26 protein-coding genes, 1 tRNA gene and 1 riboswitch are annotated in these 21,467 nt (G+C 69.8%); of the genes, 17 read left to right on the forward strand and 10 right to left on the reverse strand.

Annotation, left to right across the window (positions count from 1 at the left end):
* Positions 1 to 247: 247 nt before the first annotated feature.
* Complete coding sequence (locus tag AC07DU_RS16040) at positions 248 to 529, reverse strand: hypothetical protein (protein WP_479035720.1); 282 nt, start codon at positions 527 to 529, stop codon at positions 248 to 250.
* A 472-nt stretch (positions 530 to 1,001) separates the two neighbouring features.
* On the opposite strand from AC07DU_RS16040, the gene AC07DU_RS16045 reads away from it, so the two are divergent.
* Both AC07DU_RS16045 and AC07DU_RS16050 read left to right on the forward strand, forming a co-directional pair.
* Positions 1,002 to 3,356, forward strand: a complete 2,355-nt coding sequence (locus tag AC07DU_RS16045; RefSeq protein ID WP_360900556.1) for an immune inhibitor A domain-containing protein — start codon at positions 1,002 to 1,004, stop codon at positions 3,354 to 3,356.
* 112 nt (positions 3,357 to 3,468) lie between these two features.
* Positions 3,469 to 3,771, forward strand: a complete 303-nt coding sequence (locus AC07DU_RS16050; protein WP_360900541.1) for a hypothetical protein — start codon at positions 3,469 to 3,471, stop codon at positions 3,769 to 3,771.
* A gap of 34 nt (positions 3,772 to 3,805) precedes the next feature.
* Here the strand turns inward: AC07DU_RS16050 and AC07DU_RS16055 are convergent, their stop codons facing one another.
* Together AC07DU_RS16055 and AC07DU_RS16060 are read right to left on the reverse strand one after the other, a co-directional pair.
* Positions 3,806 to 4,465 (reverse strand): isochorismatase family protein, encoded by a 660-nt coding sequence (locus tag AC07DU_RS16055; RefSeq protein WP_479111894.1) that lies wholly within the window; start codon positions 4,463 to 4,465, stop codon positions 3,806 to 3,808.
* A gap of 140 nt (positions 4,466 to 4,605) precedes the next feature.
* Positions 4,606 to 5,934, reverse strand: coding sequence for a nicotinate phosphoribosyltransferase (locus tag AC07DU_RS16060; RefSeq protein ID WP_479111896.1), 1,329 nt, complete (start codon positions 5,932 to 5,934; stop codon positions 4,606 to 4,608).
* An 80-nt stretch (positions 5,935 to 6,014) separates the two neighbouring features.
* Here AC07DU_RS16060 and clpS point away from each other — a divergent pair, with 80 nt between their 5' ends.
* The 7 genes from clpS to AC07DU_RS16095 all read left to right on the forward strand — a co-directional run bounded on the left by clpS (position 6,015) and on the right by AC07DU_RS16095 (position 10,749).
* Positions 6,015 to 6,329, forward strand: a complete 315-nt coding sequence (gene clpS / locus AC07DU_RS16065; RefSeq protein WP_479111898.1) for an ATP-dependent Clp protease adapter ClpS — start codon at positions 6,015 to 6,017, stop codon at positions 6,327 to 6,329.
* Positions 6,329 to 6,934, forward strand: coding sequence for a DUF2017 domain-containing protein (locus AC07DU_RS16070; protein ID WP_479111900.1), 606 nt, complete (start codon positions 6,329 to 6,331; stop codon positions 6,932 to 6,934). Before clpS ends, AC07DU_RS16070 begins: the two co-directional genes overlap by 1 nt.
* Before the next feature lie 340 nt (positions 6,935 to 7,274).
* Positions 7,275 to 8,720, forward strand: a complete 1,446-nt coding sequence (locus AC07DU_RS16075) for an amino acid permease (protein WP_453374932.1) — start codon at positions 7,275 to 7,277, stop codon at positions 8,718 to 8,720.
* 77 nt (positions 8,721 to 8,797) lie between these two features.
* On the forward strand, positions 8,798 to 9,220 hold the full coding sequence (locus AC07DU_RS16080) for a M67 family metallopeptidase (protein WP_360900526.1): 423 nt from the start codon (positions 8,798 to 8,800) through the stop codon (positions 9,218 to 9,220).
* Between the two features lie 77 nt (positions 9,221 to 9,297).
* A complete protein-coding gene (locus AC07DU_RS16085) occupies positions 9,298 to 9,405 on the forward strand; it encodes a putative leader peptide (protein ID WP_327168163.1) in 108 nt (35 codons plus the stop codon).
* 106 nt (positions 9,406 to 9,511) lie between these two features.
* Complete coding sequence (locus AC07DU_RS16090) at positions 9,512 to 9,799, forward strand: MoaD/ThiS family protein (RefSeq protein ID WP_479111902.1); 288 nt, start codon at positions 9,512 to 9,514, stop codon at positions 9,797 to 9,799.
* A complete protein-coding gene (locus tag AC07DU_RS16095) occupies positions 9,799 to 10,749 on the forward strand; it encodes a PLP-dependent cysteine synthase family protein (protein ID WP_453374933.1) in 951 nt (316 codons plus the stop codon). Before AC07DU_RS16090 ends, AC07DU_RS16095 begins: the two co-directional genes overlap by 1 nt.
* A 163-nt stretch (positions 10,750 to 10,912) precedes the next feature.
* Here the strand turns inward: AC07DU_RS16095 and AC07DU_RS16100 are convergent, their stop codons facing one another.
* Both AC07DU_RS16100 and AC07DU_RS16105 read right to left on the reverse strand, forming a co-directional pair.
* Positions 10,913 to 11,260, reverse strand: coding sequence for a DUF488 domain-containing protein (locus AC07DU_RS16100; RefSeq protein WP_479111904.1), 348 nt, complete (start codon positions 11,258 to 11,260; stop codon positions 10,913 to 10,915).
* Positions 11,257 to 11,676, reverse strand: a complete 420-nt coding sequence (locus AC07DU_RS16105; RefSeq protein ID WP_479035707.1) for a hypothetical protein — start codon at positions 11,674 to 11,676, stop codon at positions 11,257 to 11,259. Before AC07DU_RS16105 ends, AC07DU_RS16100 begins: the two co-directional genes overlap by 4 nt.
* A 218-nt stretch (positions 11,677 to 11,894) precedes the next feature.
* Between AC07DU_RS16105 and AC07DU_RS16110 the strand changes: the two genes are divergently transcribed.
* Entirely contained in the window at positions 11,895 to 12,647 is a 753-nt protein-coding gene (locus tag AC07DU_RS16110; protein WP_360900510.1) for an MBL fold metallo-hydrolase, read from the forward strand.
* Between the two features lie 120 nt (positions 12,648 to 12,767).
* Here the strand turns inward: AC07DU_RS16110 and AC07DU_RS16115 are convergent, their stop codons facing one another.
* Both AC07DU_RS16115 and AC07DU_RS16120 read right to left on the reverse strand, forming a co-directional pair.
* Positions 12,768 to 13,979 carry a PTS transporter subunit EIIC gene (locus tag AC07DU_RS16115; RefSeq protein ID WP_360900553.1) on the reverse strand — a complete coding sequence of 404 codons (1,212 nt, stop codon included), beginning with the start codon at positions 13,977 to 13,979 and terminating at the stop codon, positions 12,768 to 12,770.
* Positions 13,980 to 14,364: 385 nt separating this feature from the next.
* Positions 14,365 to 15,666, reverse strand: coding sequence for a PTS transporter subunit EIIC (locus AC07DU_RS16120; protein ID WP_479035703.1), 1,302 nt, complete (start codon positions 15,664 to 15,666; stop codon positions 14,365 to 14,367).
* Positions 15,667 to 15,806: 140 nt separating this feature from the next.
* Here AC07DU_RS16120 and AC07DU_RS16125 point away from each other — a divergent pair, with 140 nt between their 5' ends.
* From AC07DU_RS16125 to rdgB, 4 genes are all read left to right on the forward strand, one after another.
* Positions 15,807 to 16,130 carry a PTS sugar transporter subunit IIB gene (locus AC07DU_RS16125; RefSeq protein WP_360900504.1) on the forward strand — a complete coding sequence of 108 codons (324 nt, stop codon included), beginning with the start codon at positions 15,807 to 15,809 and terminating at the stop codon, positions 16,128 to 16,130.
* 168 nt (positions 16,131 to 16,298) lie between these two features.
* The gene (gene rph / locus AC07DU_RS16130) at positions 16,299 to 17,024 is read left to right on the forward strand and encodes a ribonuclease PH (protein WP_479111906.1); all 726 of its coding nucleotides are present in this window, start codon (positions 16,299 to 16,301) and stop codon (positions 17,022 to 17,024) included.
* An 89-nt stretch (positions 17,025 to 17,113) separates the two neighbouring features.
* Positions 17,114 to 17,494: a hypothetical protein gene (locus tag AC07DU_RS16135; RefSeq protein WP_360900498.1), complete on the forward strand. Its 381-nt coding sequence runs from the start codon at positions 17,114 to 17,116 to the stop codon at positions 17,492 to 17,494.
* A gap of 100 nt (positions 17,495 to 17,594) precedes the next feature.
* Positions 17,595 to 18,221, forward strand: a complete 627-nt coding sequence (rdgB, locus tag AC07DU_RS16140; RefSeq protein ID WP_479035698.1) for an RdgB/HAM1 family non-canonical purine NTP pyrophosphatase — start codon at positions 17,595 to 17,597, stop codon at positions 18,219 to 18,221.
* An 85-nt stretch (positions 18,222 to 18,306) separates the two neighbouring features.
* Here rdgB and AC07DU_RS16145 read toward each other — a convergent pair.
* The 3 genes from AC07DU_RS16145 to bcp form a co-directional block, all read right to left on the reverse strand.
* Positions 18,307 to 18,390: transfer RNA gene (locus tag AC07DU_RS16145), tRNA-Leu, on the reverse strand.
* Positions 18,391 to 18,433: 43 nt separating this feature from the next.
* Complete coding sequence (locus AC07DU_RS16150) at positions 18,434 to 19,453, reverse strand: HNH endonuclease signature motif containing protein (RefSeq protein WP_479111908.1); 1,020 nt, start codon at positions 19,451 to 19,453, stop codon at positions 18,434 to 18,436.
* A 140-nt stretch (positions 19,454 to 19,593) separates the two neighbouring features.
* On the reverse strand, positions 19,594 to 20,061 hold the full coding sequence (bcp, locus tag AC07DU_RS16155; protein WP_479035693.1) for a thioredoxin-dependent thiol peroxidase: 468 nt from the start codon (positions 20,059 to 20,061) through the stop codon (positions 19,594 to 19,596).
* Positions 20,062 to 20,164: 103 nt separating this feature from the next.
* Here bcp and AC07DU_RS16160 point away from each other — a divergent pair, with 103 nt between their 5' ends.
* The 3 genes from AC07DU_RS16160 to AC07DU_RS16170 all read left to right on the forward strand — a co-directional run bounded on the left by AC07DU_RS16160 (position 20,165) and on the right by AC07DU_RS16170 (position 21,437).
* Positions 20,165 to 20,485, forward strand: a complete 321-nt coding sequence (locus AC07DU_RS16160; RefSeq protein WP_360900484.1) for a DUF3618 domain-containing protein — start codon at positions 20,165 to 20,167, stop codon at positions 20,483 to 20,485.
* 43 nt (positions 20,486 to 20,528) lie between these two features.
* Entirely contained in the window at positions 20,529 to 20,870 is a 342-nt protein-coding gene (locus AC07DU_RS16165; protein WP_030239046.1) for a GroES family chaperonin, read from the forward strand.
* A 142-nt stretch (positions 20,871 to 21,012) separates the two neighbouring features.
* A riboswitch (guanidine-III (ykkC-III) riboswitch) is annotated at positions 21,013 to 21,085 on the forward strand.
* A 31-nt stretch (positions 21,086 to 21,116) separates the two neighbouring features.
* Positions 21,117 to 21,437: a DMT family transporter gene (locus AC07DU_RS16170; RefSeq protein ID WP_360900480.1), complete on the forward strand. Its 321-nt coding sequence runs from the start codon at positions 21,117 to 21,119 to the stop codon at positions 21,435 to 21,437.
* The last annotated feature ends 30 nt before the right edge of the window (positions 21,438 to 21,467 follow it).

Consider the following 21,467-nt stretch of genomic DNA (forward strand, 5'->3'; position numbering starts at 1 on the left):
CCCTAGGCCGTCTCTTTCGGATCTTGTCGGGCCCGTGTCGCCCGGCACCGCACCTCGCCGCGTTGTCGGGGCGCCCGAGTACGTCCAGTACTCGGGCGCCCCTCCGCCTTGCGATGCACGGCACCGGACGACGCGGACTTAACCGACAAAATCCGAAAGAGACGGCCTGGGCCCTGAAAATGCGCGACGCGCGGGCGGCCGTCCCTCCGGGGAGGCCGTCCGCGCAGGGCCGTGCGCCGCCGAAGTCTCAGTGGTGGACGGAGTGTTCCGATTCGGCGGGCCGGGGGTCGGACGCCCGGGCGGTGGTGGTGTCCGGGGCCGGCCTCGTGTCCGTACCGGCCGCGTGGCGGCCGCGGCGCTTGGGGGCGGGCACGGTGAGGGCGACGAGCAGACCGAGGGCGAGCGCGGCGGCGGAGATGACCGCGACCCCCAGCCCCGTGCTCGTCTGCGAGAGCAGCAGCATGGCGATCGTCGACACGACGACCGTGACGGAGCCGTAGGCGAGCTGTGCGGCAGTCGGACGCGGCATGGCGATATCCGTCCTCAGGGAGGGGAGGGGGAGTCGGCTCAACTAGTTCGCGCGTCAAGTGACTCTATGACGGGGATGCCCGAGAGGGACCGCCGGTAAGCGTGACCTAACACACGGTGCCGGAGCACGGGGGGCGCACGGGGTCATTTTCGCGCCCTCGGGGAGGGGGAGAAAGGGGACGGGACGGACTTCACGAGCCGCCGGGACGTGTACTTCGCCCCGTATGGCCGTGGAACGTCCGGATAGCGGAACTGCCGGACCGCATAGTGCAGTTGTAAGGGTCAAGTCAAGGTCTGTCTTTTCTCGCGTCTCTCCGGTCAAATGTCGTCACTTGAGACGCGCGCCGCGCGGAACCCCCCGCTCCTATGGAGAAGTTCCGACCTACTTTGCGGCCGCGGGAGGGGAACGACATCAAGTGACCAGCAACTCCGCCAGACGGCGTGCGATCCGTGCTGCCGCCGTCACCGTGACCATGGCCGCGTGCGCGACCACCGCAACCTTCTTCACCGTCTCGGCCGCCCAGGCCGAGGACCGGGGCCCGACCGCCCCCGCAGCTGACCGTCAGGACCCGACCGCGCCTTCCAAGGTGGTCGAGCACGACCTGAAGGGCCCGTTCAGCGAGCAGCAGGCCGCGCAGCGCGAGGCCGCTCTGGACCAGGTCCTCCAGGGCAAGAAGAACGTCGAGCAGCGCGGCGCCTCCAAGGTCGTCAAGCTCGACGACAAGAAGTACGTCGAGCTCGGCCGCGAGAAGACCGACAAGATCTTCACGATCCTCGTCGAGTTCGGCGACCAGGTCGACAACACGACCATGTTCGACCCGGACGGCCCCGGCCCCAAGCCGGCCGTTCCGAAGTACGGCGGCACCCCCGGTCCGCTGCACAACACGATCGCGGAGCCGGACCGCGCCAAGGACAACAGCACCGCCTGGCGCAAGGACTTCAGCCGCGACTACTTCCAGGACCTCTACTTCGCCTCCGGCGAGGGCAAGGACTCCCTGAAGACGTACTACGAGAAGACCTCCTCGGGCCGCTACTCGGTCGAGGGCGAGGTCGCCGACTGGGTCAAGGTCCCGTACAACGAGGGCCGTTACGGCTCCAACTACTGCGGCCAGACCAACTGCTCCAACGTGTGGGACACCGTCAAGGACGGCGTCACCGCGTGGACGGAGGCCCAGAAGAAGGCCGGGAAGACCGACGCGCAGATCAAGGCGCAGCTGGCCCAGTACGACCAGTGGGACCGCTACGACTTCGACGGCGACGGCAACTTCAACGAGCCCGACGGCTACATCGACCACTTCCAGATCGTCCACGCGGGCGAGGACGAGTCGGCCGGCGGCGGCGTGCAGGGCACGACCGCGCTGTGGGCGCACCGCTGGTACGCCTACGGCACCGCGGCGGGCAAGACCGGCCCGGAGAACAACAAGGCCGGCGGCACCCAGATCGGTGACACCGGCATCTGGGTCGGCGACTACACGATGCAGCCCGAGAACGGCGGCCTCGGTGTCTTCGCGCACGAGTACGGTCACGACCTCGGTCTGCCGGACCTCTACGACACCTCCGGTGGCGGCGAGAACTCGGTCGGCTTCTGGTCCCTGATGTCGGCCGGCTCCTGGCTCGGCACCGGCAAGGACTCCATAGGCGACCTCCCGGGCGACATGACCGCCTGGGACAAGCTCCAGCTGGGCTGGCTGAACTACGACACGGCCAAGGCCGCGACGAAGTCCACCCACAAGCTGGGCGTCTCGGAGTTCAACACCAAGGACAAGCAGGCGCTGGTCGTCGAGCTGCCCAAGAAGCAGGTCAAGACCGACGTCGTCGCTCCCGCCGAGGGCGCCGCCCAGTGGTGGAGCAACATGGGTGACGACCTCAAGAACACCCTGACCCGGTCGGTCGACCTGACGGGCAAGTCCTCCGCCGCGCTGTCCCTCAAGGGCTGGTGGGACATCGAGGCCGACTACGACTACCTCTACACCGAGGTGTCCACGGACGGCGGCGCCACCTGGACCGCTCTGGCCGGCACCGCCGACGGCACGGCCATCCCGGCCGACGCCTCCGGCAGCCCGTCGCTGACCGGTGTCTCGGGGGCCTGGAAGTCGCTGAACTTCCCGCTCGACGCCTACGCGGGCAAGAAGATCGACCTCCGCTTCCGCTACCAGACGGACGGCGGCGCGGGCGGCAAGGGCTTCACCGCCGACGCCGTCACCCTGACCGCGGACGGCTCCGCGCTGTTCACCGACGGCGCCGAGAACGGCGACAACGGCTGGACCGGCAAGGGCTTCTCGCGCATCGGTGGCAGCTTCACCAAGGAGTACGCGCAGTACTACCTGGCCGAGAACCGCCGTTACGTCTCGTACGACAAGACCCTCAAGGTCGGCCCGTACAACTTCGGCTTCGGCAACACCCGTCCGGACTGGGTCGAGCACTACGCGTACCAGGACGGTCTGCTGATCTGGCAGTGGGACACCTCCCAGAAGGACAACAACACCAGCCAGCACCCGGGCCAGGGTCTGATCCTCCCGATCGACGCCAACGCCAAGCCCATGAAGTGGGCGGACGGCACCCTGCTGCGCAACAAGGTCCAGCCGTACGACGCCGCGTTCAGCGCGTACTCGACGGATGCGATCACCCTGCACAAGAACGGTGAGGCGCTCTTCCTGAAGCCGAAGCCCGCCCAGCTGGTCTTCGACGACCACAAGGGCAAGTACTACTACGACGAGAACCCGACCGGATCGGTGAAGGTCACTGACACCAACACCAAGATCAAGATCCTGAAGGAGACCTACGACGGTGAGGTCATGACCGTCGAGGTTGGCCCCTCCTCGAAGTAATTCGGTAAAACCGCAGGTCAAAACATGATCGGCCGTCGCCCTCTAGCGGGCGGCGGCCGATCGCGTTTAGATGCGCGGTACGAGTTTCTTATTGACGGGGGAGATGACAGCCATGCCAGGTGGAGGTTTCGTCAGGTTGCCGGGCGGCAGTGTGGTGGTCGCGCTCACACTGCCGCGGCCGGCCGGAGAGTATGGAAACGTCCGCGTGCTGGTGCACGCCGCGAACCGGGCCCGCGCCCTGACCAGGCTGCGGAACCTCGGGATGCGGGCGGTGTACCTGCGGGGCAACGCGCAGCCGCCGACCCCGGACGAGGTCACGGCCGTCCTGCACCACCCGGACGGGCTGCTGTGGCGCGGGGCCCCCGACCGGGCGCAGGAGCTGTGGCACCCCATCCGGGCCCTCCTGGGCACGTAGGGGACGTCTAGGAGGACTAGGAGGACTAGGAGGGCTAGAAGGGCCCCTGGCCGTCCGGGCCCTTCTGCCCCTCCTGGCCCTCGCTGCCGTCCTGGGGCTTCCTGCGCCCCGCCTGGCCCACCAGGCTCACTCCGGCCGCCCGGAGCTCCTCCAGGGCCCGTGCGGTCGTCTGCGGCGCCACCCCGGCCGTCAGGTCCAGCAGGACGCGGGTGGCGAAGCCCTCGCGGGCGGCGTCCAGGGCGGTGGCCCGTACGCAGTGGTCGGTGGCGATCCCGACGACGTCCACCTCGGTGACGTACCGGTCCCGCAGCCACTGGGCGAGCGTCGCCCCGTTCTCGTCGGCGCCCTCGAAACCGCTGTACGCGGCCTCGTACGCGCCCTTGTCGAAGACGGCGGCGACGGCCCCCGAGGCCACGGCCGGGGCGAAGTTCGGGTGGAAGCCCACCCCCTCCGTCCCGGCGACGCAGTGGACGGGCCAGCTCGTCTCGTAGTCCGGCTCGGCCGGGGGGTGCGCGAAGTGCGACCCGGGGTCGACGTGGTGGTCACGGGTGGCGACGACGTGCCGGTAGGCGGGCGTGGCCTGGCCGATGTACTCGGTGACGGCGGCGGCGACGTCGGCTCCGCCCGCGACCGCGAGGCTGCCGCCTTCGCAGAAGTCGTTCTGTACGTCGACGACGATCAGTGCGCGGTGCATTTCGCGTGCCCTTCGGCTTGGCGGTGTGAACGGTGGGGGCCGGGCTGGGGTGCGCTGCGGCGGCGCGGGCCACGTGCTGGGGGCTCTGCCCCCGGACCCCCGCGCCTCAAACGCCGGCGGGGCTGAAATAATCCGGCCGGCTACGCGTACTCGGTCGGGATCACGGCCTCGCCGCGCGAGAGCTGCGTCGCCGACAGGGGGAGCCCGGCGCGGGCGGCGCGGTGACGGTCCCGCGCGGCCTGGAGCGGCTCGCGGGCGACGACCTCGCCGCCCTTGACCAGCTCGACCAGCAGCTGCGCGTCGGCCAGCCCCACGGGGACCGGGCCCACGCCCACGACCTCCGCCTCCGCGACCCCGTCGGAGTCGCGCCGCCGCGCGGCCCACTTGCGGCCGCCGATGGAGGTCTTGCCGCCCGAGGACTTCTTCGCCACCGGCGCCAGCGCCGCCTTGGGATCGGCCGAGCCGGCCCGCGCCACCAGCTTGTAGACCATCGAGCACGTCGGGTGCCCGCTGCCCGTCACCAGCTGCGTGCCCACCCCGTACGCGTCCACCGGCGCCGCCGCCAGCGAGGCGATGGCGTACTCGTCCAGGTCGGAGGTCACCACGATCCTCGTGGCCGTGGCTCCCAGCTCGTCCAGCTGCTGCCGCACCCGGTGGGCCACCAGCAGCAGGTCGCCGGAGTCGATCCGGACCGCGCCCAGCTCCGTCCCGGCGACCTCGACGGCCGTCCGGACCGCCTCGGCCACGTCGTAGGTGTCCACCAGCAGGGTGGTGCCCCGGCCCAGGGAGTCCACCTGCGCGGTGAAGGCGTCCCGCTCGCTGTCGTGGATCAGCGTGAAGGCGTGCGCGCTCGTACCGACCGTCGGGATCCCGTACCGGAAACCGGCCGCCAGGTCCGAGGTGGAGGAGAAGCCGCCGACGTACGCGGCCCGCGAGGCGGCCACCGCCGCCAGCTCGTGGGTGCGGCGCGCGCCCATCTCGATCAGCGGGCGCTCGCCGGCCGCGGAGGACATCCGGGAGGCGGCCGCCGCGATCGCGGAGTCGTGGTTGAGGATCGACAGGATCACCGTCTCCAGCAGCACGCACTCGGCGAAGCTGCCCTCGACGCGCAGGATCGGCGACCCGGGGAAGTAGACCTCGCCCTCCGGGTAGCCCCAGATGTCGCCGGAGAAGCGGTACGAGGCCAGCCAGTCCAGGGTCCGCATGTCGACGACGGCCCGCTCGCGCAGGAACTCCAGCACGGCGCCGTCGAAGCGGAAGTTCTCCACCGCGTCCAGCACCCGCCCGGTCCCCGCGACGACCCCGTAGCGGCGCCCCTCGGGCAGTCGCCGGGTGAAGACCTCGAAGACCGAGCGGCGGTCGGCGGTGCCGTTGGCCAGCGCGGCCTGCAACATCGTGAGCTCGTAATGGTCCGTGAAGAGCGCTGTCGACGGCACGTCCACCGGCAGGCCCAGGTCCGCAGGGTTCATGCGACGGATGCTAGCGCACATCTCGTCAAAGTGACGAGATGTGGGTCCCGTTTGTGCGACTGGGCCGTCACGGTGGCAGCATGGGACAAGTGAGTGTTGCTCCCGTTGAGACCGAACGCACCGAATCGGCCGAAGAGACCTTCGCCGTCCCCGAACCCGACGTCCCCTGGGTGACCCTGGTGCACAACGACCCGGTCAACCTCATGAGCTACGTGGCGTACGTGTTCCAGGCCTACTTCGGCTACTCGAAGGACGTGGCGCACAAGCTGATGCTCGATGTCCACCACAAGGGGCGGGCGGTCGTGTCCAGCGGCACCCGCGAGGAAATGGAGCGCGACGTGCAGGCCATGCACGGCTACGGCCTGTGGGCGACCCTCTCGCAGGACCGCACCTGATGGGCGGCGGGACCTTCGAGGCACTCAAGGGCGGCGGCGCCGCCATCGCGCTCGACGAGATCGAGATCTCGATCCTGCGTTCCCTGGCCGTCCAGATGCTGGAGCTGATCGGCCCCGGCGAGCCGGAGCCCCCCGAGGACGCCGACCCGCTCGCCGCGCTCTTCGCCGAGGGCCCCTCCGAGCCCCCGTCGGACCCGGCGCTGGCCCGGCTCTTCCCCGACGCCTACGGGGCACCCGAGGGTGCTGGCGACGAGGGAGTGGACCCGGCCGAGCTGGCGGCCCGCTCGGCGGAGTTCCGCCGCTTCACCGAGACCGACCTGCGCACCCGCAAGCGGGAGGACGCGCTGGCCGTCGTACGCAGCCTCGACGCGCTCACCCCGGCCGGTGACGGGGCGGCGGTGCTGGAACTGACCGGGGAGCTGCCGCTGCGCTGGCTCGGCGCGCTCAACGACCTGCGCCTGACCATCGCGGCGCGCCTGGACATCACCGAGGACGACGAGAGCGCGGCGCTGTTCAGGCTGCCGGACGACGATCCGCGCAAACCGATGGTGATGGCGTACCTGTGGCTGGGTGGCCTCCAGGAGACGCTCATCGAAACGCTCTGAGACGCGCCGGTGAACCCTCTGGAGATCCTCAAGGCGGGACTCCGTTCGCTCAGCGGACGCTCAAATCCGGATAACGATCAGATCACCGCCATGCGGTGATCTGACCCTTCCGTAGGCTTTTGTCCTGAATTTTTGGTGCCCCGCGCCACATTTCTCCCCCTCCCGCGGTCGTCGGCCCGTGATAAATCTTCACGACCGCCGACGGGACGCCACCCATGTCTCCCGGCTCGCTTGAACCGGCTGACCGCCGGCGTGCAACTCCATCCGTATCCGGGGGGATCGAGGACCCGATCCGCAGCCAGTGAAGGCGCGGGTCGGCGTGGAGAAAGGCGCACCAGACATGACCTCAGTGCAGGTCGAGCAGCACGGCAAGACGCCCGGCGAGGGCACTCAGGGCACGGGCGAAGGCGGCGAGGGCTACCACCGCACGCTCGGCGCCCGCCAGATCCAGATGATCGCGATCGGCGGAGCCATCGGCACCGGCCTGTTCCTGGGCGCCGGCAAGGCGATCTCCAAGGCCGGCCCGAGCCTGATCCTGGCCTACGCCATCGCGGGCCTGGTCATCTTCTTCATCATGCGGGCCCTGGGCGAGCTGCTCATGTACCGCCCCGTCTCCGGCTCCTTCTCGGACTACGCCCGCGAGTTCCTGGGCCCGTTCTGGGGATACGTCACCGGCTGGACCTACTGGCTGTTCTGGGTGGTCACCGGCATCACCGAGGTCACCGCGGCCGCCCAGTACATGGCGTACTGGACCCACGACAGCTTCCCGCAGTGGGCCTACGCGCTGATCTTCACGGTCATCCTCTACGCCGCCAACCTGATCTCCGTGAAGCTCTTCGGTGAGCTGGAGTTCTGGTTCTCCATGGTCAAGGTCACCGCCATCGTCGGCATGATCCTGATCTGCGCCGGCATCCTCACCATCGGCTTCTCCGACGCGGCCGACACCGCCACCGTCTCCAACCTGTGGAACGACGGCGGCTTCTTCCCCAAGGGCATCGGCGGCACGCTGATGACCCTGCAGATCGTCATGTTCGCCTTCCTCGCCGTCGAGCTGGTCGGCGTCACCGCCGGCGAGTCCAAGGACCCCGAGAAGACCCTGCCCAAGGCCATCAACACCGTGCCGTGGCGCATCGCCGTCTTCTACGTCGGCGCGCTGATCATGATCCTGTCGGTCGTCCCGTGGACGCACTTCCAGCCGGGCGTCTCGCCCTTCGTCGCCGCCTTCGAGCGCATGGGCCTCGGCGTCGGCGCCGCCATCGTCAACTTCGTCGTGCTGACCGCCGCCCTGTCCTCCTGCAACTCGGGCATGTACTCCACCGGCCGCATGCTGCGCGACCTCGCGCTCAACGGCCAGGGCCCGAAGGTCTTCGCCAAGCTCACCAAGAGCGGCACCCCGCTGATCGGCACCACCGTCTCCGCCGCGCTGATGCTGGTGGGCGTCTGGATCAACTACGTCGCCCCGGGCAAGGCCTTCGACTACGTCGTCTCCTTCGCCACCATCTCCGGCATGTGGGCCTGGATCATGATCCTCGTCTGCCAGATCCGCTACCGGGCCAAGGCCGACCGCGGCGAACTGCCGCACTCCCCGTTCAAGGCCCCCGGCGCCCCGTACACGAGCTGGTTCGCGCTGCTCTTCATCGGCATGGTCATCGTCATGATGGGCGCCGACAAGGACTCCCGCGTCTCGCTGTACTGCGCCCCGCTGTGGGGTCTGATCCTGGGCGTGTCCTACCTCGTCCTGAAGTCCCGCGACCCGCGCGGCGCGGCCTTCAGCAAGGCCTCGTAGCACCGTCGTATCCAGCATGCGGGCCCTTTCGTACCACTCCTCGGTACGGAAGGGCCCGTCTGTTTATCCTGTCGCTCATGCTGACCCTCACCCAGGCCCTGTATGACCAGATCGTCGAGCACGCCCGTCAGGACCACCCCGACGAGGCGTGCGGAGTCGTGGCCGGCCCGGCGGGCACCGGCCGGCCCGAGCGGTTCATCCCGATGCTCAACGCGGCCCGCTCGCCCACGTTCTACGAGTTCGACTCCAAGGACCTGCTCACGCTCTACCGCGACATGGACGACCGCGACGAGGAGCCGGTGATCGTCTACCACTCGCACACCGCGACCCAGGCCTACCCCTCGCGCACGGACGTCACGTACGCGAACGAGCCCGGCGCGCACTACGTCCTGGTGTCCACGGCGGACAAGGACGGCCTCGGCGAGTTCCAGTTCCGCTCGTACCGGATCGTCGACGGCGAGATCACCGAGGAAGAAGTGCAGGTCGTCGAGGCCTACTGACCACCATGCGGTCGCTCGACGTCCACGATGCGGGATCACACTCCAAACCGGGGACCGGGAATCGTTAACATGACCGCATGGTTTCCCCCGACGTGAGCATCGAGACGCCCGGCAGGCTGCTGCTCGTGGCGCGGCTGCACGTCGACCTGTGCCGCCTCGCCAGCGCCATCTGTCCTGCTGCCTGAGCACCAGAACCCTCCCGCGAGGAGGGCCGACGAACCCCGCGCCCTCACGTCTCACCCTCTGCTCACCGCTGCTTACTGCTTACGCCCTGACGACTGGAGCCCAGCCATGGCCATCGAGGTCCGCATCCCCACCATCCTCCGCACCTACACCAACGGCGAGAAGGCCGTGACCGGTGAAGGCGCCACCCTCGCCGACCTCTTCACCGACCTGGAGAGCCGCCACAAGGGCATCCGCGAGCGACTCGTCGACGAGGCAGCCAACGGCCAGCTGCGCCGCTTCGTGAACGTCTACCTCAACGACGAGGACGTCCGCTTCCTCGACGGCATCTCCACCGCCCTCAAGGACGGCGACAACGTCACCATCCTCCCGGCCGTGGCCGGCGGCGCTGCCTGATGCGTTACGACTCCCCGCTGGCCGCGGTCGGCAACACGCCGCTGGTCCGGCTGCCCCGGCTGTCGCCCTCGGACGACGTCCGCATCTGGGCGAAGCTGGAGGACCGCAACCCGACCGGCTCGATCAAGGACCGCCCCGCGCTCCACATGGTCGAGCAGGCGGAGAAAGACGGCCGGCTGTACCCCGGCTGCACCATCCTGGAACCCACCTCGGGCAACACCGGCATCTCACTGGCGATGGCGGCCAAGCTCAAGGGCTACCGCATCGTGTGCGTGATGCCGGAGAACACCAGCCAGGAGCGGCGCGACCTGCTGGCCATGTGGGGAGCCGAGATCATCCCGTCGCCGGCCGCGGGCGGTTCGAACACCGCGGTCCGGGTGGCCAAGGAACTGGCGGCCGAGCACCCCGACTGGGTGATGCTCTACCAGTACGGCAACCCGGACAACGCCGGCGCGCACTACGCGACCACCGGCCCGGAGATCCTCACCGACCTCCCGTCGATCACCCACTTCGTGGCGGGCCTCGGCACCACCGGCACCCTGATGGGCGTCGGCCGCTACCTGCGCGAGCACGTGCCCGGCGTGAAGATCGTGGCCGCCGAGCCGCGGTACGACGACCTCGTCTACGGCCTGCGCAACCTCGACGAGGGCTTCGTCCCGGAGCTGTACGACGCCTCCGTGCTCACCACCCGCTTCTCGGTGGGCTCCGCGGACGCGGTCACCCGCACCCGCGAGCTGCTCCAGCTGGAGGGCATCTTCGCGGGCGTCTCCACGGGAGCCGCCCTGCACGCGGCGATCGGCGTCGGCCGCAAGGCGGTGGCAGCGGGCGAGTCGGCGGACATCGTCTTCGTCGTGGCCGACGGCGGCTGGAAGTACCTCTCGACGGGCGTCTACACGGCCGCGACGACGGAAGAGGCCATCGAGGCCCTCCAGGGCCAACTCTGGGCGTAGCCCGTACGTCGCCCCCTGCGGGGTTGCTCGCCGCACTTCCAGCCCCTCCGGCGTTTGAGGAGCGGGGTGCGGGGCGGAGCCCCGGTCTTTCAGCCTCGCCGGCGATTGAGGCGCGGGGTCTGGGGCGGAGCCCCACGGGCCGGCGCGGCCAGCGCCCAGGCGGCTAGCCGCCCAGCAGCTCCGCCAGCACCGCGGCGTGGCTGGACGCCGGGTCCTTGACGGCAGTCAGCAGCGTCACCGGCCCGGCCCCCGCCAGCCCCCGCAGGCGGGTCAGCTCCGCCGCGGCCTCCGGCTGCGCCAGCTCCGCCTCGTACCGCGCGCGGAACTCCGCGGCGGAGCCGCCCCCGTGGAACCACTTGCGCAGCTCCGTCGAGGGAGCTACGGCCTTCGGCCACTCCTCCACCGCGGCCGCCTCCTTCGACAGGCCCCGCGGCCAGAGCCGGTCCACCAGGACCCGTACGCCGTCCGCCTCGGGCTCCGGCGGGTCGTACACGCGTCGCAACCGGATCACCGTCCGCCTCCCAGGCCCTTGACCTCGTCCCACACCGCCGGGTCCAGCATCCCCACCCGCGTCCGGAATTCCCACAGCGACACCTCCACCGGCCGGTCCGCCTCCAGGAAGCTCGCCCGGCCCTGCGCCCCGACCGTCCCCGGGGGCAGCGGGATCACCCCGGCGCGCCGGTCGTCGTACTTCCCGGTGATCCACGCGACCCGCGCGCGGTGCCCCCGTACCGCTCCCACCGCCAGCACCAGGCACGTGCGGCCGTCGGCCAGAGCCCACAACTCGCCCGCCCGCGGCCGCGGCGGCGGACCGGCCCCCTGCTCCGGCGCCGCCCGGCGCGGCAGCCCGAGCCGCGCCCCGGAGGCCAGCACCACCAGCGCCACGGCCACGGCGGCGGCCAGCGCGGGCCACCAGGACGTGTCCATGCTTCGACCGTAGCCGCGCGGCCACGCCCCGGCACGGCCACGCCCCGGCCCCGCGCACGGCAACGCCCGTACGCGCTTCGCTCCGACGGGTGACACCACAGGTGATTCCCCCCACAACGGCCCGCCGCGGAGGAGCGACCCGACGTTTCGCGCCTTACGCTCGACTCCACGCACGGCCCGCATCCCGTCCACGGACCGTCCTCGGAGGTTCACGCTCCATGAAGCTCACCGTCGTCGGCTGTTCGGGGTCGTTCCCCTCCGCGGAATCGGCCTGTTCGAGCTACCTCGTCGAGGCCGACGGCTTCCGGCTGCTCCTCGACATGGGCAACGGCGCCCTCGGCGACCTGCAGCGCCACTGCGGTCTCTACGACCTCGACGCGATCTTCCTGAGCCACCTGCACGCCGATCACTGCATCGACATGTGCGCGTACTTCGTCGCCCGTTTCTACCGGCACGAGGGCGGCCGCTGCGGCACCATCCCCGTCTTCGGACCCGAGGGCACCGAGCGGCGCCTGACCACGGCCTACGACGACGTCCCCGACGAGCGCTCGATGAGCGAGGTCTTCGAATTCCGCACGCTCAAGCCCGGGACCTTCGAGATCGGCCCCTTCCAGATCCGCACCGAGCGGGTCGCCCACCCCGTCGAGTCGTACGGCATCCGCATCGAGCACGGCGGCCGCTCGCTCACGTACTCCGGGGACACCGGTGCCTGCCCCGAGCTGGCGCAGCTCGCCGACGGCACCGACCTCTTCCTCTGCGAGGCCTCCTTCACGCACGGCAAGGAGGACATCCCGGACCTCCACCTCAACGGCCGCGAGGCCGGCGAGTACGCGCGCGGGGGCAACGTCGGCCGGCTCGTCCTCACCCACATCCCCCCGTGGACGGACCCCGCGCAGAACCTCGCCGATGCCCGGGCGGTCTACGGCGGCCGGGTGGACCTGGCGTACGCGGGCGCGGTCTACGAGGTCTGAGGTACTGGACGTACTGCGCGTACTGCGCGTACTGCGCGTACTGGACGTACTGGACGTACGGCGAAGCCCCCGTCCCTCCCTTCCGGGAGAGCGGGGGCTTCGCCGTGCGTACGGGCGGGCTTACTTGGCCTCGGCCTTCGCCAGCTCGGCGAGCTCCTCGTCGGACTCGCGGCCCGGGGTGGGGAGGTTCCACTTGATGATCGCGAAGCGGAAGACGGCGTAGTAGACCACCGCGAAGCACAGGCCGACCAGTGCCAGGCCGAACGGGTTCGTCGCCTTGCCGAGGTTCAGCAGGTAGTCGATGGCTCCGGCGGAGAAGCCGAATCCGTCCTTCATGCCGAGGGCCCAGGTCAGGGCCATGGACACACCGGTCAGGACCGCGTGAACCGCGTACAGCACCGGGGCGATGAACATGAAGGTGAACTCGATCGGCTCGGTCACACCGGTGACGAAGGAGGTGAGCGCGAGGGAGAACATCATGCCGCCGACGACCTTGCGGCGCTCGGGGCGGGCGCAGTGCACGATCGCGAGGCAGGCCGCGGGAAGGGCGAACATCATGATCGGGAAGAAGCCGGTCATGAACTGCCCGGCGGTGGGGTCACCGGCGAGGAAGCGGGAGATGTCGCCGCTCTTGCCCTCGAACTCGCCGGCCTGGAACCACGGGAAGGAGTTGAGCAGGTGGTGCATGCCGACCGGGATCAGCGCACGGTTGGCCACACCGAAGATGCCCGCGCCGACCGCGCCGGAGCCGACCAGCCACTCACCCAGGTTGTGCAGACCGGTGCCGAGGACCGGCCAGATCAGACCGAAGACGATGCCGATCACCAGGCCGGCGAAGGCGGAGAGGATCGGGACCAGGCGGCGGCCACCGAAGAAGCCCGCCCACTCCGGCAGCTTGGTCCGGTAGAACTTCTGGTAGAGGAGGGCGACCACGATTCCCATGACGACACCGCCGAGCACCTTGGCGTCCACGGGCGCTTCCACCATGACCACCTTGCCGTCGACGGCCTTGGCGATCTTGGGCAGGTTGGAGTCGGTGAACGTGGCGAGGACGCTCTTGAAGACCAGGTAGCCGGTGACGGCGGCGAGGGCGGTGGAACCGTCCGACTTCTTGGCGAATCCGATCGCGATGCCCACGGCGAACAGCAGCGCCATGTTGTCGAGGATCGCGCCACCGCCGGCAGCCATGTAGCCGGCGATCTTGTTGATGAACTCCGGCATCGAGGCCGAGCCCAGCATGTCCTTGTCGCCCAGGCGAACCAGGAGTGCGGCGGCAGGCAGCACGGCGACGGGGAGCATGAGACTCCGGCCGATGCGCTGCATGACGGCCATCACGCCAGCGCCCTTCTTCTTTTCGGCCGCGGGTGCGGTAGCCGTGGACACAACTTCCTCCAGTGGGCAAGGCGACGCCAGGGGGAAACGGGGGACGGGCGACGTCTCGGGTTTGGGGGTACGCGGGCTCAGACAGGCCCGCGTGGTCTACACCAATGCGTGGTGTAGACCAGTTGTAACACGGTCGGCGTTAGATAAGGAACCTTCGATTTCCTGTGGTCTACGCCACATCCGCACGCGGCGGCCCCGAGTGCGGGGCGCCGGGGCCCGCGGGCATGCCGGTGGCCCCCGGATCCCGGATCCGGGGGCCACGGCCGACGGGCCCCAAAGGCCCGGCGTCGTACGCCTGTTGCGCCCTGCGCCGGGTGGCTCGGGCGTGGGAGGGTCAGGCCTTGGTGGTCTCCGCCTGCATGGCCGCGATCTCCTCGTCCGACTCCCGGCCGGGCGTCGGAATGTCGAACTTCGTGATCGCGAAGCGGAACACCGCGTAGTAGACGACCGCGAAACACAGGCCGATCGGGATGATCAGCCAGGGCTTGGTGGCCAGCCCCCAGTTGATGACGTAGTCGATCAGGCCCGCGGAGAAGCTGAAGCCGTCCTTCACCCCCAGCGCCCACGTCACCGCCATCGACACCCCCGTCAGCAGCGCGTGGACCACGTACAGCGCGGGCGCCACGAAGAGGAAGGAGTACTCGATCGGCTCGGTGATGCCGGTGACGAAGGAGGTCAGGCCGACGGACAGCATCAGGCCGCCGACCTCCTTGCGCCGCTGCGGCTTCGCGCAGTGCGTGATCGCCAGCGCCGCCGCCGGGAGGGCGAACATCATGATCGGGAAGAAGCCGGAGAGGAACTGACCGGCCTGCGGGTCGCCGCTCAGGAACATGTTGATGTCACCGTGGACCACCTGGCCGTCCGGCTTGGTGAAGCTGCCGAACTGGAACCAGACCGGCACGTTCAGGAACTGGTGCAGGCCGATCACCAGCAGCGCGCGGTTCGCCACGCCGAAGATGCCCGCGCCCCAGGCGCCCAGCCCCACCAGCCAGTCGGAGAAGCTCTCCAGCGCGTCACCGATCGGCGGCCAGATCCACAGGCACACCACGGCGAACGCGATGGCGACGAAGGCCATGATGATCGGGACGAGCCGACGGCCGTTGAAGAAGCCGAGCCAGTCCACCAGCTTCACCCGGTGGTAGCGCTGCCAGAACCAGGCGGCCAGCAGACCCATGACGATGCCGCCGAACACCCCCGGATTCTGGAACGTGTACTCCGCGAAGGCGTCGTCCTGCCCGAGGCAGCCGCCCTTGATGTCCTTGGTCCCGTCCGGGCACGCCTTCGGGAACGCGTGCAGCACGGCCCGGTAGACGAGGAACCCCACCACCGCGGCGAGCGCGGTCGAGCCGTCGGCCTTCTTCGCCATGCCGATCGCGACGCCGACGCAGAAGAGGAGCGGCAGCCCGAGATCGGCGTTGAGCAGGGCGCCGCCCGCCCCGGCGATGACCTTGGCGACGTTCGTCCAGCCCAGGCCGTCCACGCCGAAGACGTCGGGCTGCCCGAGGCGGTTGAGGATGCCGGCCGCGGGCAGGACGGCGATCGGCAGCTGGAGGCTGCGCCCCATCTTCTGCAGCCCCTGGAACATGCCGTTCCACCACTTCTGCCGTGGCTCTGCTGCGGCGCTGCTCGCGCTCATCGGCGTCCTCCCTGACCGGCCCCGTTTTTGGCTGCCGCAACCCGTTGCGGCACACTGGTGTAGACCAGTTACGGGCGGGTTGCTGCTGATCGTCATCATTCGACAGAGACCGGTCATGCGCTCGCGTAGGGGGGCCAACCGTGCGTTACCGTGCAGAAGCGGACCGCGCGGGTGGGCCTCCACGGACCGACCGCCGAGACACGTTCTTCGAAACACCCAGGGAGAAACACATGGCCACCAAGGCTGAGAAGATCGTCGCCGGGCTCGGCGGCATCGAGAACATCGAAGAGGTCGAGGGCTGCATCACCCGCCTGCGCACCGAGGTCGTCGACCCGTCCCTGGTCGACGAAGCCGCCCTCAAGGCCGCCGGCGCCCACGGCGTCGTCAAGATGGGCACCGCGATCCAGGTCGTCATCGGCACCGACGCCGACCCGATCGCCGCCGACATCGAAGACATGATGTGATCCGGGCCCAATAGCCCGTCCCTTCCGGATCGTTCCGGCCCGACCCCCGGGCCCCTGTGATCCACCAGCGGACCCCGTCCCGGACGCACCCCGGGGCGGGGTCTTCTCGTAGGGCCCGGTCTTCTTACTGGGTCATGGCGCCCGGCCCGCAGGGACTAGGCTCGGAGCATGTCTCGCATTGACGGCCGTACGCCCGAACAGCTCCGCCCGGTCACCATCGAACGCGGCTGGAGCAAGCACGCCGAGGGCTCCGTCCTCATCTCCTTCGGAGACACCAAAGTCTTCTGCACCGCCTCCTTCACCGAAGGCGTCCCGCGCTGGCGCAAGGGCAGCGGCGAAGGCTGGGTCACCTCCGAGTACTCGATGCTGCCCCGCTCCACCAACACCCGCGGCGACCGCGAATCCGTCCGCGGCAAGATCGGCGGCCGCACCCACGAGATCTCCCGCCTCATCGGCCGCTCGCTGCGCGCCGTCATCGACTACAAGGCCCTCGGCGAGAACACCATCGTCCTGGACTGCGACGTCCTCCAGGCCGACGGCGGCACCCGCACCGCCGCCATCACCGGCGCCTACGTCGCCCTCGCCGACGCCGTCGCCTGGGGCCAGCGGAAGAAGCTGATCAAGGCCGGCCGCAAGCCCCTCACCGGCACCGTCGCCGCCGTCAGCGTCGGCATCGTCGACGGCGAACCGCTCCTCGACCTCTGCTACGAGGAGGACGTACGGGCCGAGACCGACATGAACGTGGTCTGCACCGGCGACGGCCGCTTCGTCGAGGTCCAGGGCACCGCCGAGGGCGAGCCCTTCGACCGCAAGGAACTCAACGCGCTCCTCGACCTCGCGGCCGGCGGCTGCGCGGACCTGGAAGCCATCCAGCTCAGCGCGCTGGAACTGTAGGCGCGCGGATCCGCGTCTGGCAGGGTACGGGCGCACGGCGTCACAGCCGTGCGCCCGTCCACGTACCGAAGCCCTTGGGGGACCCGAAGATGAAGCTCCGCATAGTGGCCGTGGCCATGGCCGCCGCCCTCACCGTCCCGGCCCTCACCGCCTGCGACGCGATCTCCACGGCGATGGACTGCGCGAACACGGCGGTGGCCATCACGGACGGCGCCAACGACCTCCAGCAGGCGGTCTCCCAGGCCGGTAACAGCCCGCAGGACGCCCAGAACGCGCTCAACCAGATCGAGTCGAACCTGAAGAAGATCGGCGACCAGACGGACAACGCCGACCTGGGCAAGGCCATCACCTCGATGAACACGGCGGTCAAGAACGTCCGCACCGCCATCGAACAGGGCAATCCCACCCCGGACATCAAGCCCGTCGCGGACGCGGCGACCGAGATCTCCAAGGTCTGCACCCCGGGCTGACGCGGGAAGACCCGGACGGTCGGCCGGCCGGAGAGCGGGACGCCGGGCGGGCCGGGGAGCGGGACGTCAGGCGGGCCGGGGAGCGGGAAATAATGGGCGCATGACCTCCACGCCCGAGCCCACGCCCAGCCGCCTGATCCTGGCCACCCGCAACGCGGGCAAGATCGCCGAGCTCCACGCCATCCTGTCCGCCGCCGGCCTGCCGCACCAGCTGGTCGGCGCGGACGCGTACCCGGAGATCCCGGACGTCAAGGAGACCGGCGTCACCTTCGCCGAGAACGCCCTCCTCAAGGCCCACGCCCTGGCCCGGGCCACCGGCCTCCCGGCGGTCGCCGACGACTCCGGCCTGTGCGTGGACGTCATGAACGGCGCCCCGGGCATCTTCTCGGCCCGCTGGGCCGGCGCCCACGGCGACGACAAGGCCAACCTGGACCTCCTGCTGGCGCAGCTCGCCGACATCGGTCCGGAACACCGCGGCGCCCACTTCTTCTGCGCGGCGGCCCTGGCCCTCCCGGACGGCACCGAACGCGTCGTCGAGGGCCGCCTCCTCGGCACCCTGCGCCACACCCCCTCCGGCGCGGGCGGCTTCGGCTACGACCCGATCCTCCAGCCGCTGGGCGAGACCCGCACCTGCGCGGAGCTCACCCCGGCGGAGAAGAACGCGATCTCCCACCGCGGCCAGGCCTTCCGCGCCCTGATCCCGGTGGTCCGAGAGCTCCTGGGCTGACCCGGGCCGACCCGGTCCGACCCCGCCCGACCCCTGGCACGCAGAAGGACCGGACGCGGCTGCGTCCGGTCCTTCTGCGTCGACGTGCGGTTGGGGGGACTCGAACCCCCACGGGTTTTACCCCACTGGGACCTAAACCCAGCGTGACTGCCAATTCCACCACAACCGCGACATTGTGCCCAATTCGGACGTTGAGCCCGTCTGGGCTGCGCTCAGTCTACGGGGGCAGTGGCCGAGGGGGCGACAGGGTTGGGGCGGCGCTTGCGGCACCACGTGTCCGTCAGGGAGTGGCAGTTGGGGCAGACGTAGCGGAGGTTTTCGGGACGGTTGTCCAGCCAGTTTCCGCTGATGTGGTCAATCTGGAGAGTGATCGGTTGACCAAGCCATTCGCCGTTGTTCCCGCACATGACGCAGCCGTACGGGCGGCCGGTCTCCTGCAAGGCCCGATGCAGTCGAGCCCGGTTCGTGCGGGGCGATCCCTCGGGGAGGACGACGAGTGTGCTCGGTGCGGTGGACCTAGGTTGGCGAGGGGGCGTCTTGCTCCAGGCGCGCCGTGTGAAGTGCGAGGTGTCGAGGCCGAGTCGCGCCACGTGGCGTCGAACTCGACGGTGATTCGTGTCGTTGACTTCCAGCTCCAGGGCCCGCATGACGTCCGCATAGCTCGTTGCCTCCGCCACGGCTGCGCGGAGGGGCTCGTCGGCAAGGACCGGGCGGGCGTTGCGGAAGTGCGTCGTGTCGACGCCGCGCTCGCGCAGCATGCGGCCGAGTGCCTGTCGAGAGCGACTGTCGTCCGGCACCCCCAGTGCGCGGGCCACGCCTCTGATGCTGTCTGCGGACATGGCTGCCGCGCGGAGTTCCGCCGTGCTGAAAGGCAGGTCGACCGCGGCCCGGTTCATCCCGGGGAAGTGCCTGACGTCGATCCCCAGGGCGGTGATGCGCTTGGCCAGATGGGACAGGGTTCCTGTGGCCGGTGGTGCCCCGAGTTTCTCTGCGACTTCTCGGAGTGTGGTCGACGTGGCAGCCGCTGCGGTGATGGCCTCGTCGGAGTACCTGCGCCAGGGGCTCCGCTGCTTGAAGTGACCGGTGTCGATTTCGCATGCGGCGACCTTCTGCTGGAGCACCCGTCGCTGGCCGCCGCTCTCTTGCAGTCCGAGCCGTCTCATCAGATCGGCCCAGCCACGAGCTTCGGACGTGGCCGCAGCCAGAGTCGCCCGGTCGTACGGGTTGCTCATGTGCCCACCCCTCCCGGCCGCGCGTGCGGCCCTCGTACGGAGTAACGGGTCCATCGGCGGACGGTAACGGGCAGTTTCGTCCGATAAGCGGAGTGACCCGCACCGGGTTCGGTGCGGGTCACTGGGAAGATGGGGCGGGGTTAGACGCCCAGGTCTTTGATGATCTTGGCTACGTGGCCCGTGGCCTTGACGTTGTAGAAGGCGCGCTCGACCTTGCCCTCCTCGTCCACGACCACCGTGGAGCGGATGACGCCGGTCACCGTCTTGCCGTACAGCTTCTTCTCGCCGTACGCGCCGTAGGCGGTCAGCGTCTCCTTCTCCGGGTCGCTGACCAGCGTGACCTTCAGGTGCTCCTGCTCGCGGAACTTCGCCAGCTTCTCCGGCTTGTCCGGCGACACGCCGATGACGTCGTATCCGGCCGTGGCCAGAACGTCCAGGTTGTCCGTGAAATCGCAGGCCTGCTTCGTGCAGCCGGGCGTCAGCGCGGTGGGGTAGAAGTACACGATCACCTTGCGGCCCTTGTGGTCGGCGAGCGAGACCTCGTTGCCGTCCGCGTCGGGCAGGGTGAAGGCGGGGGCGGTGTCGCCCGGCTGAAGTCGCTCGCTCATCTGGACAGTCTCCTCAAGAGGGGATCGGTACGGGTCGAGACTAAGCTGACAGCTGTTCACGGGGGACTACCCCCCACCGGACCACGACGACGGAGGCAGCGCGGTGCCCGAAGCCAGGACCCCCGAACAGATCGAAGCGGACATCGTCCGCCGCCGCGAGCAGCTCGCCGAGACGCTCGACGAGATCGGCGTGCGCATGCACCCGAAGACGGTCATGGGGGACGCGAAGGCCAGGGTCGTCTCGACGGTGGACCACACCGCCGGCCGGGCCTTCGCCACGGTGAACCGTCTCGTCACGGACGTGTCGGACGGCCTGCGTCACGAGGACGGGAGCCCGCGTCCCGAGCGGATCGTGCCGGTCGTGCTGCTCGCGGTCGGCGTGATCGGCGTGCTCGTCCTGTCGGCGCGGCGCAAGCGCGGGTGACCCTCCGCGAGGCGGGGCGGGCGCGGGCAGGTAGGTTTCTGGGGTGAGCGAGAACACCACCCACGACAAGCTGCCCATCCGCATGCTGCACGACCGCGTGCTCGTGAAGTCCGATCTGCCGGAGGGCGAGCGGCGCTCGGGCGGCGGCATCCTGATTCCGGCGACGGCGGCGGTGGGCAAGCGCCTCGCCTGGGCCGAGGTGGTCGCGGTCGGGCAGAACGTACGGAGCGTCGAGCCCGGTGACCGGGTGCTGTACGACCCCGAGGACCGGGCGGAGGTCGAGGTGCGCGGGGCGACGTACGTGCTGATGCGCGAGCGGGACCTGCACGCCGTGGCCGCCGAGCGGCTGGAGGGGTCGAAGGACTCCACCGGGCTCTACCTGTGACCCGTCGGGATCGGTGCAGGAGCTGACGGCTGAGAGCTGACGGCTGGAAAGCTGAGAGCTGGCAGCTGAGGGCTTAAAGCGGACGGGCGAGGGCTGGTGGCGGAGGTCACCGGCCCTTTTCGCTGCCCTCTGCCGCTCTTCGTCCGCCCCTTGCTACGGTGGAGGAGAACCCCGACGAGACGCGCCGTACCGGGTGAACGACAAGACGACGCACCCCGTACCGCTCGACGTCTCGGAGGTGCCGTCATGGCTTGGGTTCTGCTTCTTCTCGCCGGTCTGCTGGAGATCGGCTGGTCCGTCGGCATGAAGTTCACCGAGGGCTTCACCCGGCTCTGGCCCAGCGTGTTCACGGGCGCCGGGATCGTGGCGAGCATGGTGCTGCTGTCCTACGCCGCGAAGACCTTGCCCATCGGCACGGCGTACGGGGTGTGGGTGGGCATCGGCGCCGCCGGCGCGGCCGTGTTCGGTATGGCGGTGCTGGGGGAGCCCGTCACCGCCGCCCGGATCTTCTTCATCTGCCTGCTGCTGGTCGCCGTGGTGGGGCTGAAGGCGACCTCCGGTCACTGACCCGGTTCAGGGGCCGGTCACACCGATCCC

The organism is Streptomyces sp. NPDC045695, assembly GCF_056432025.1.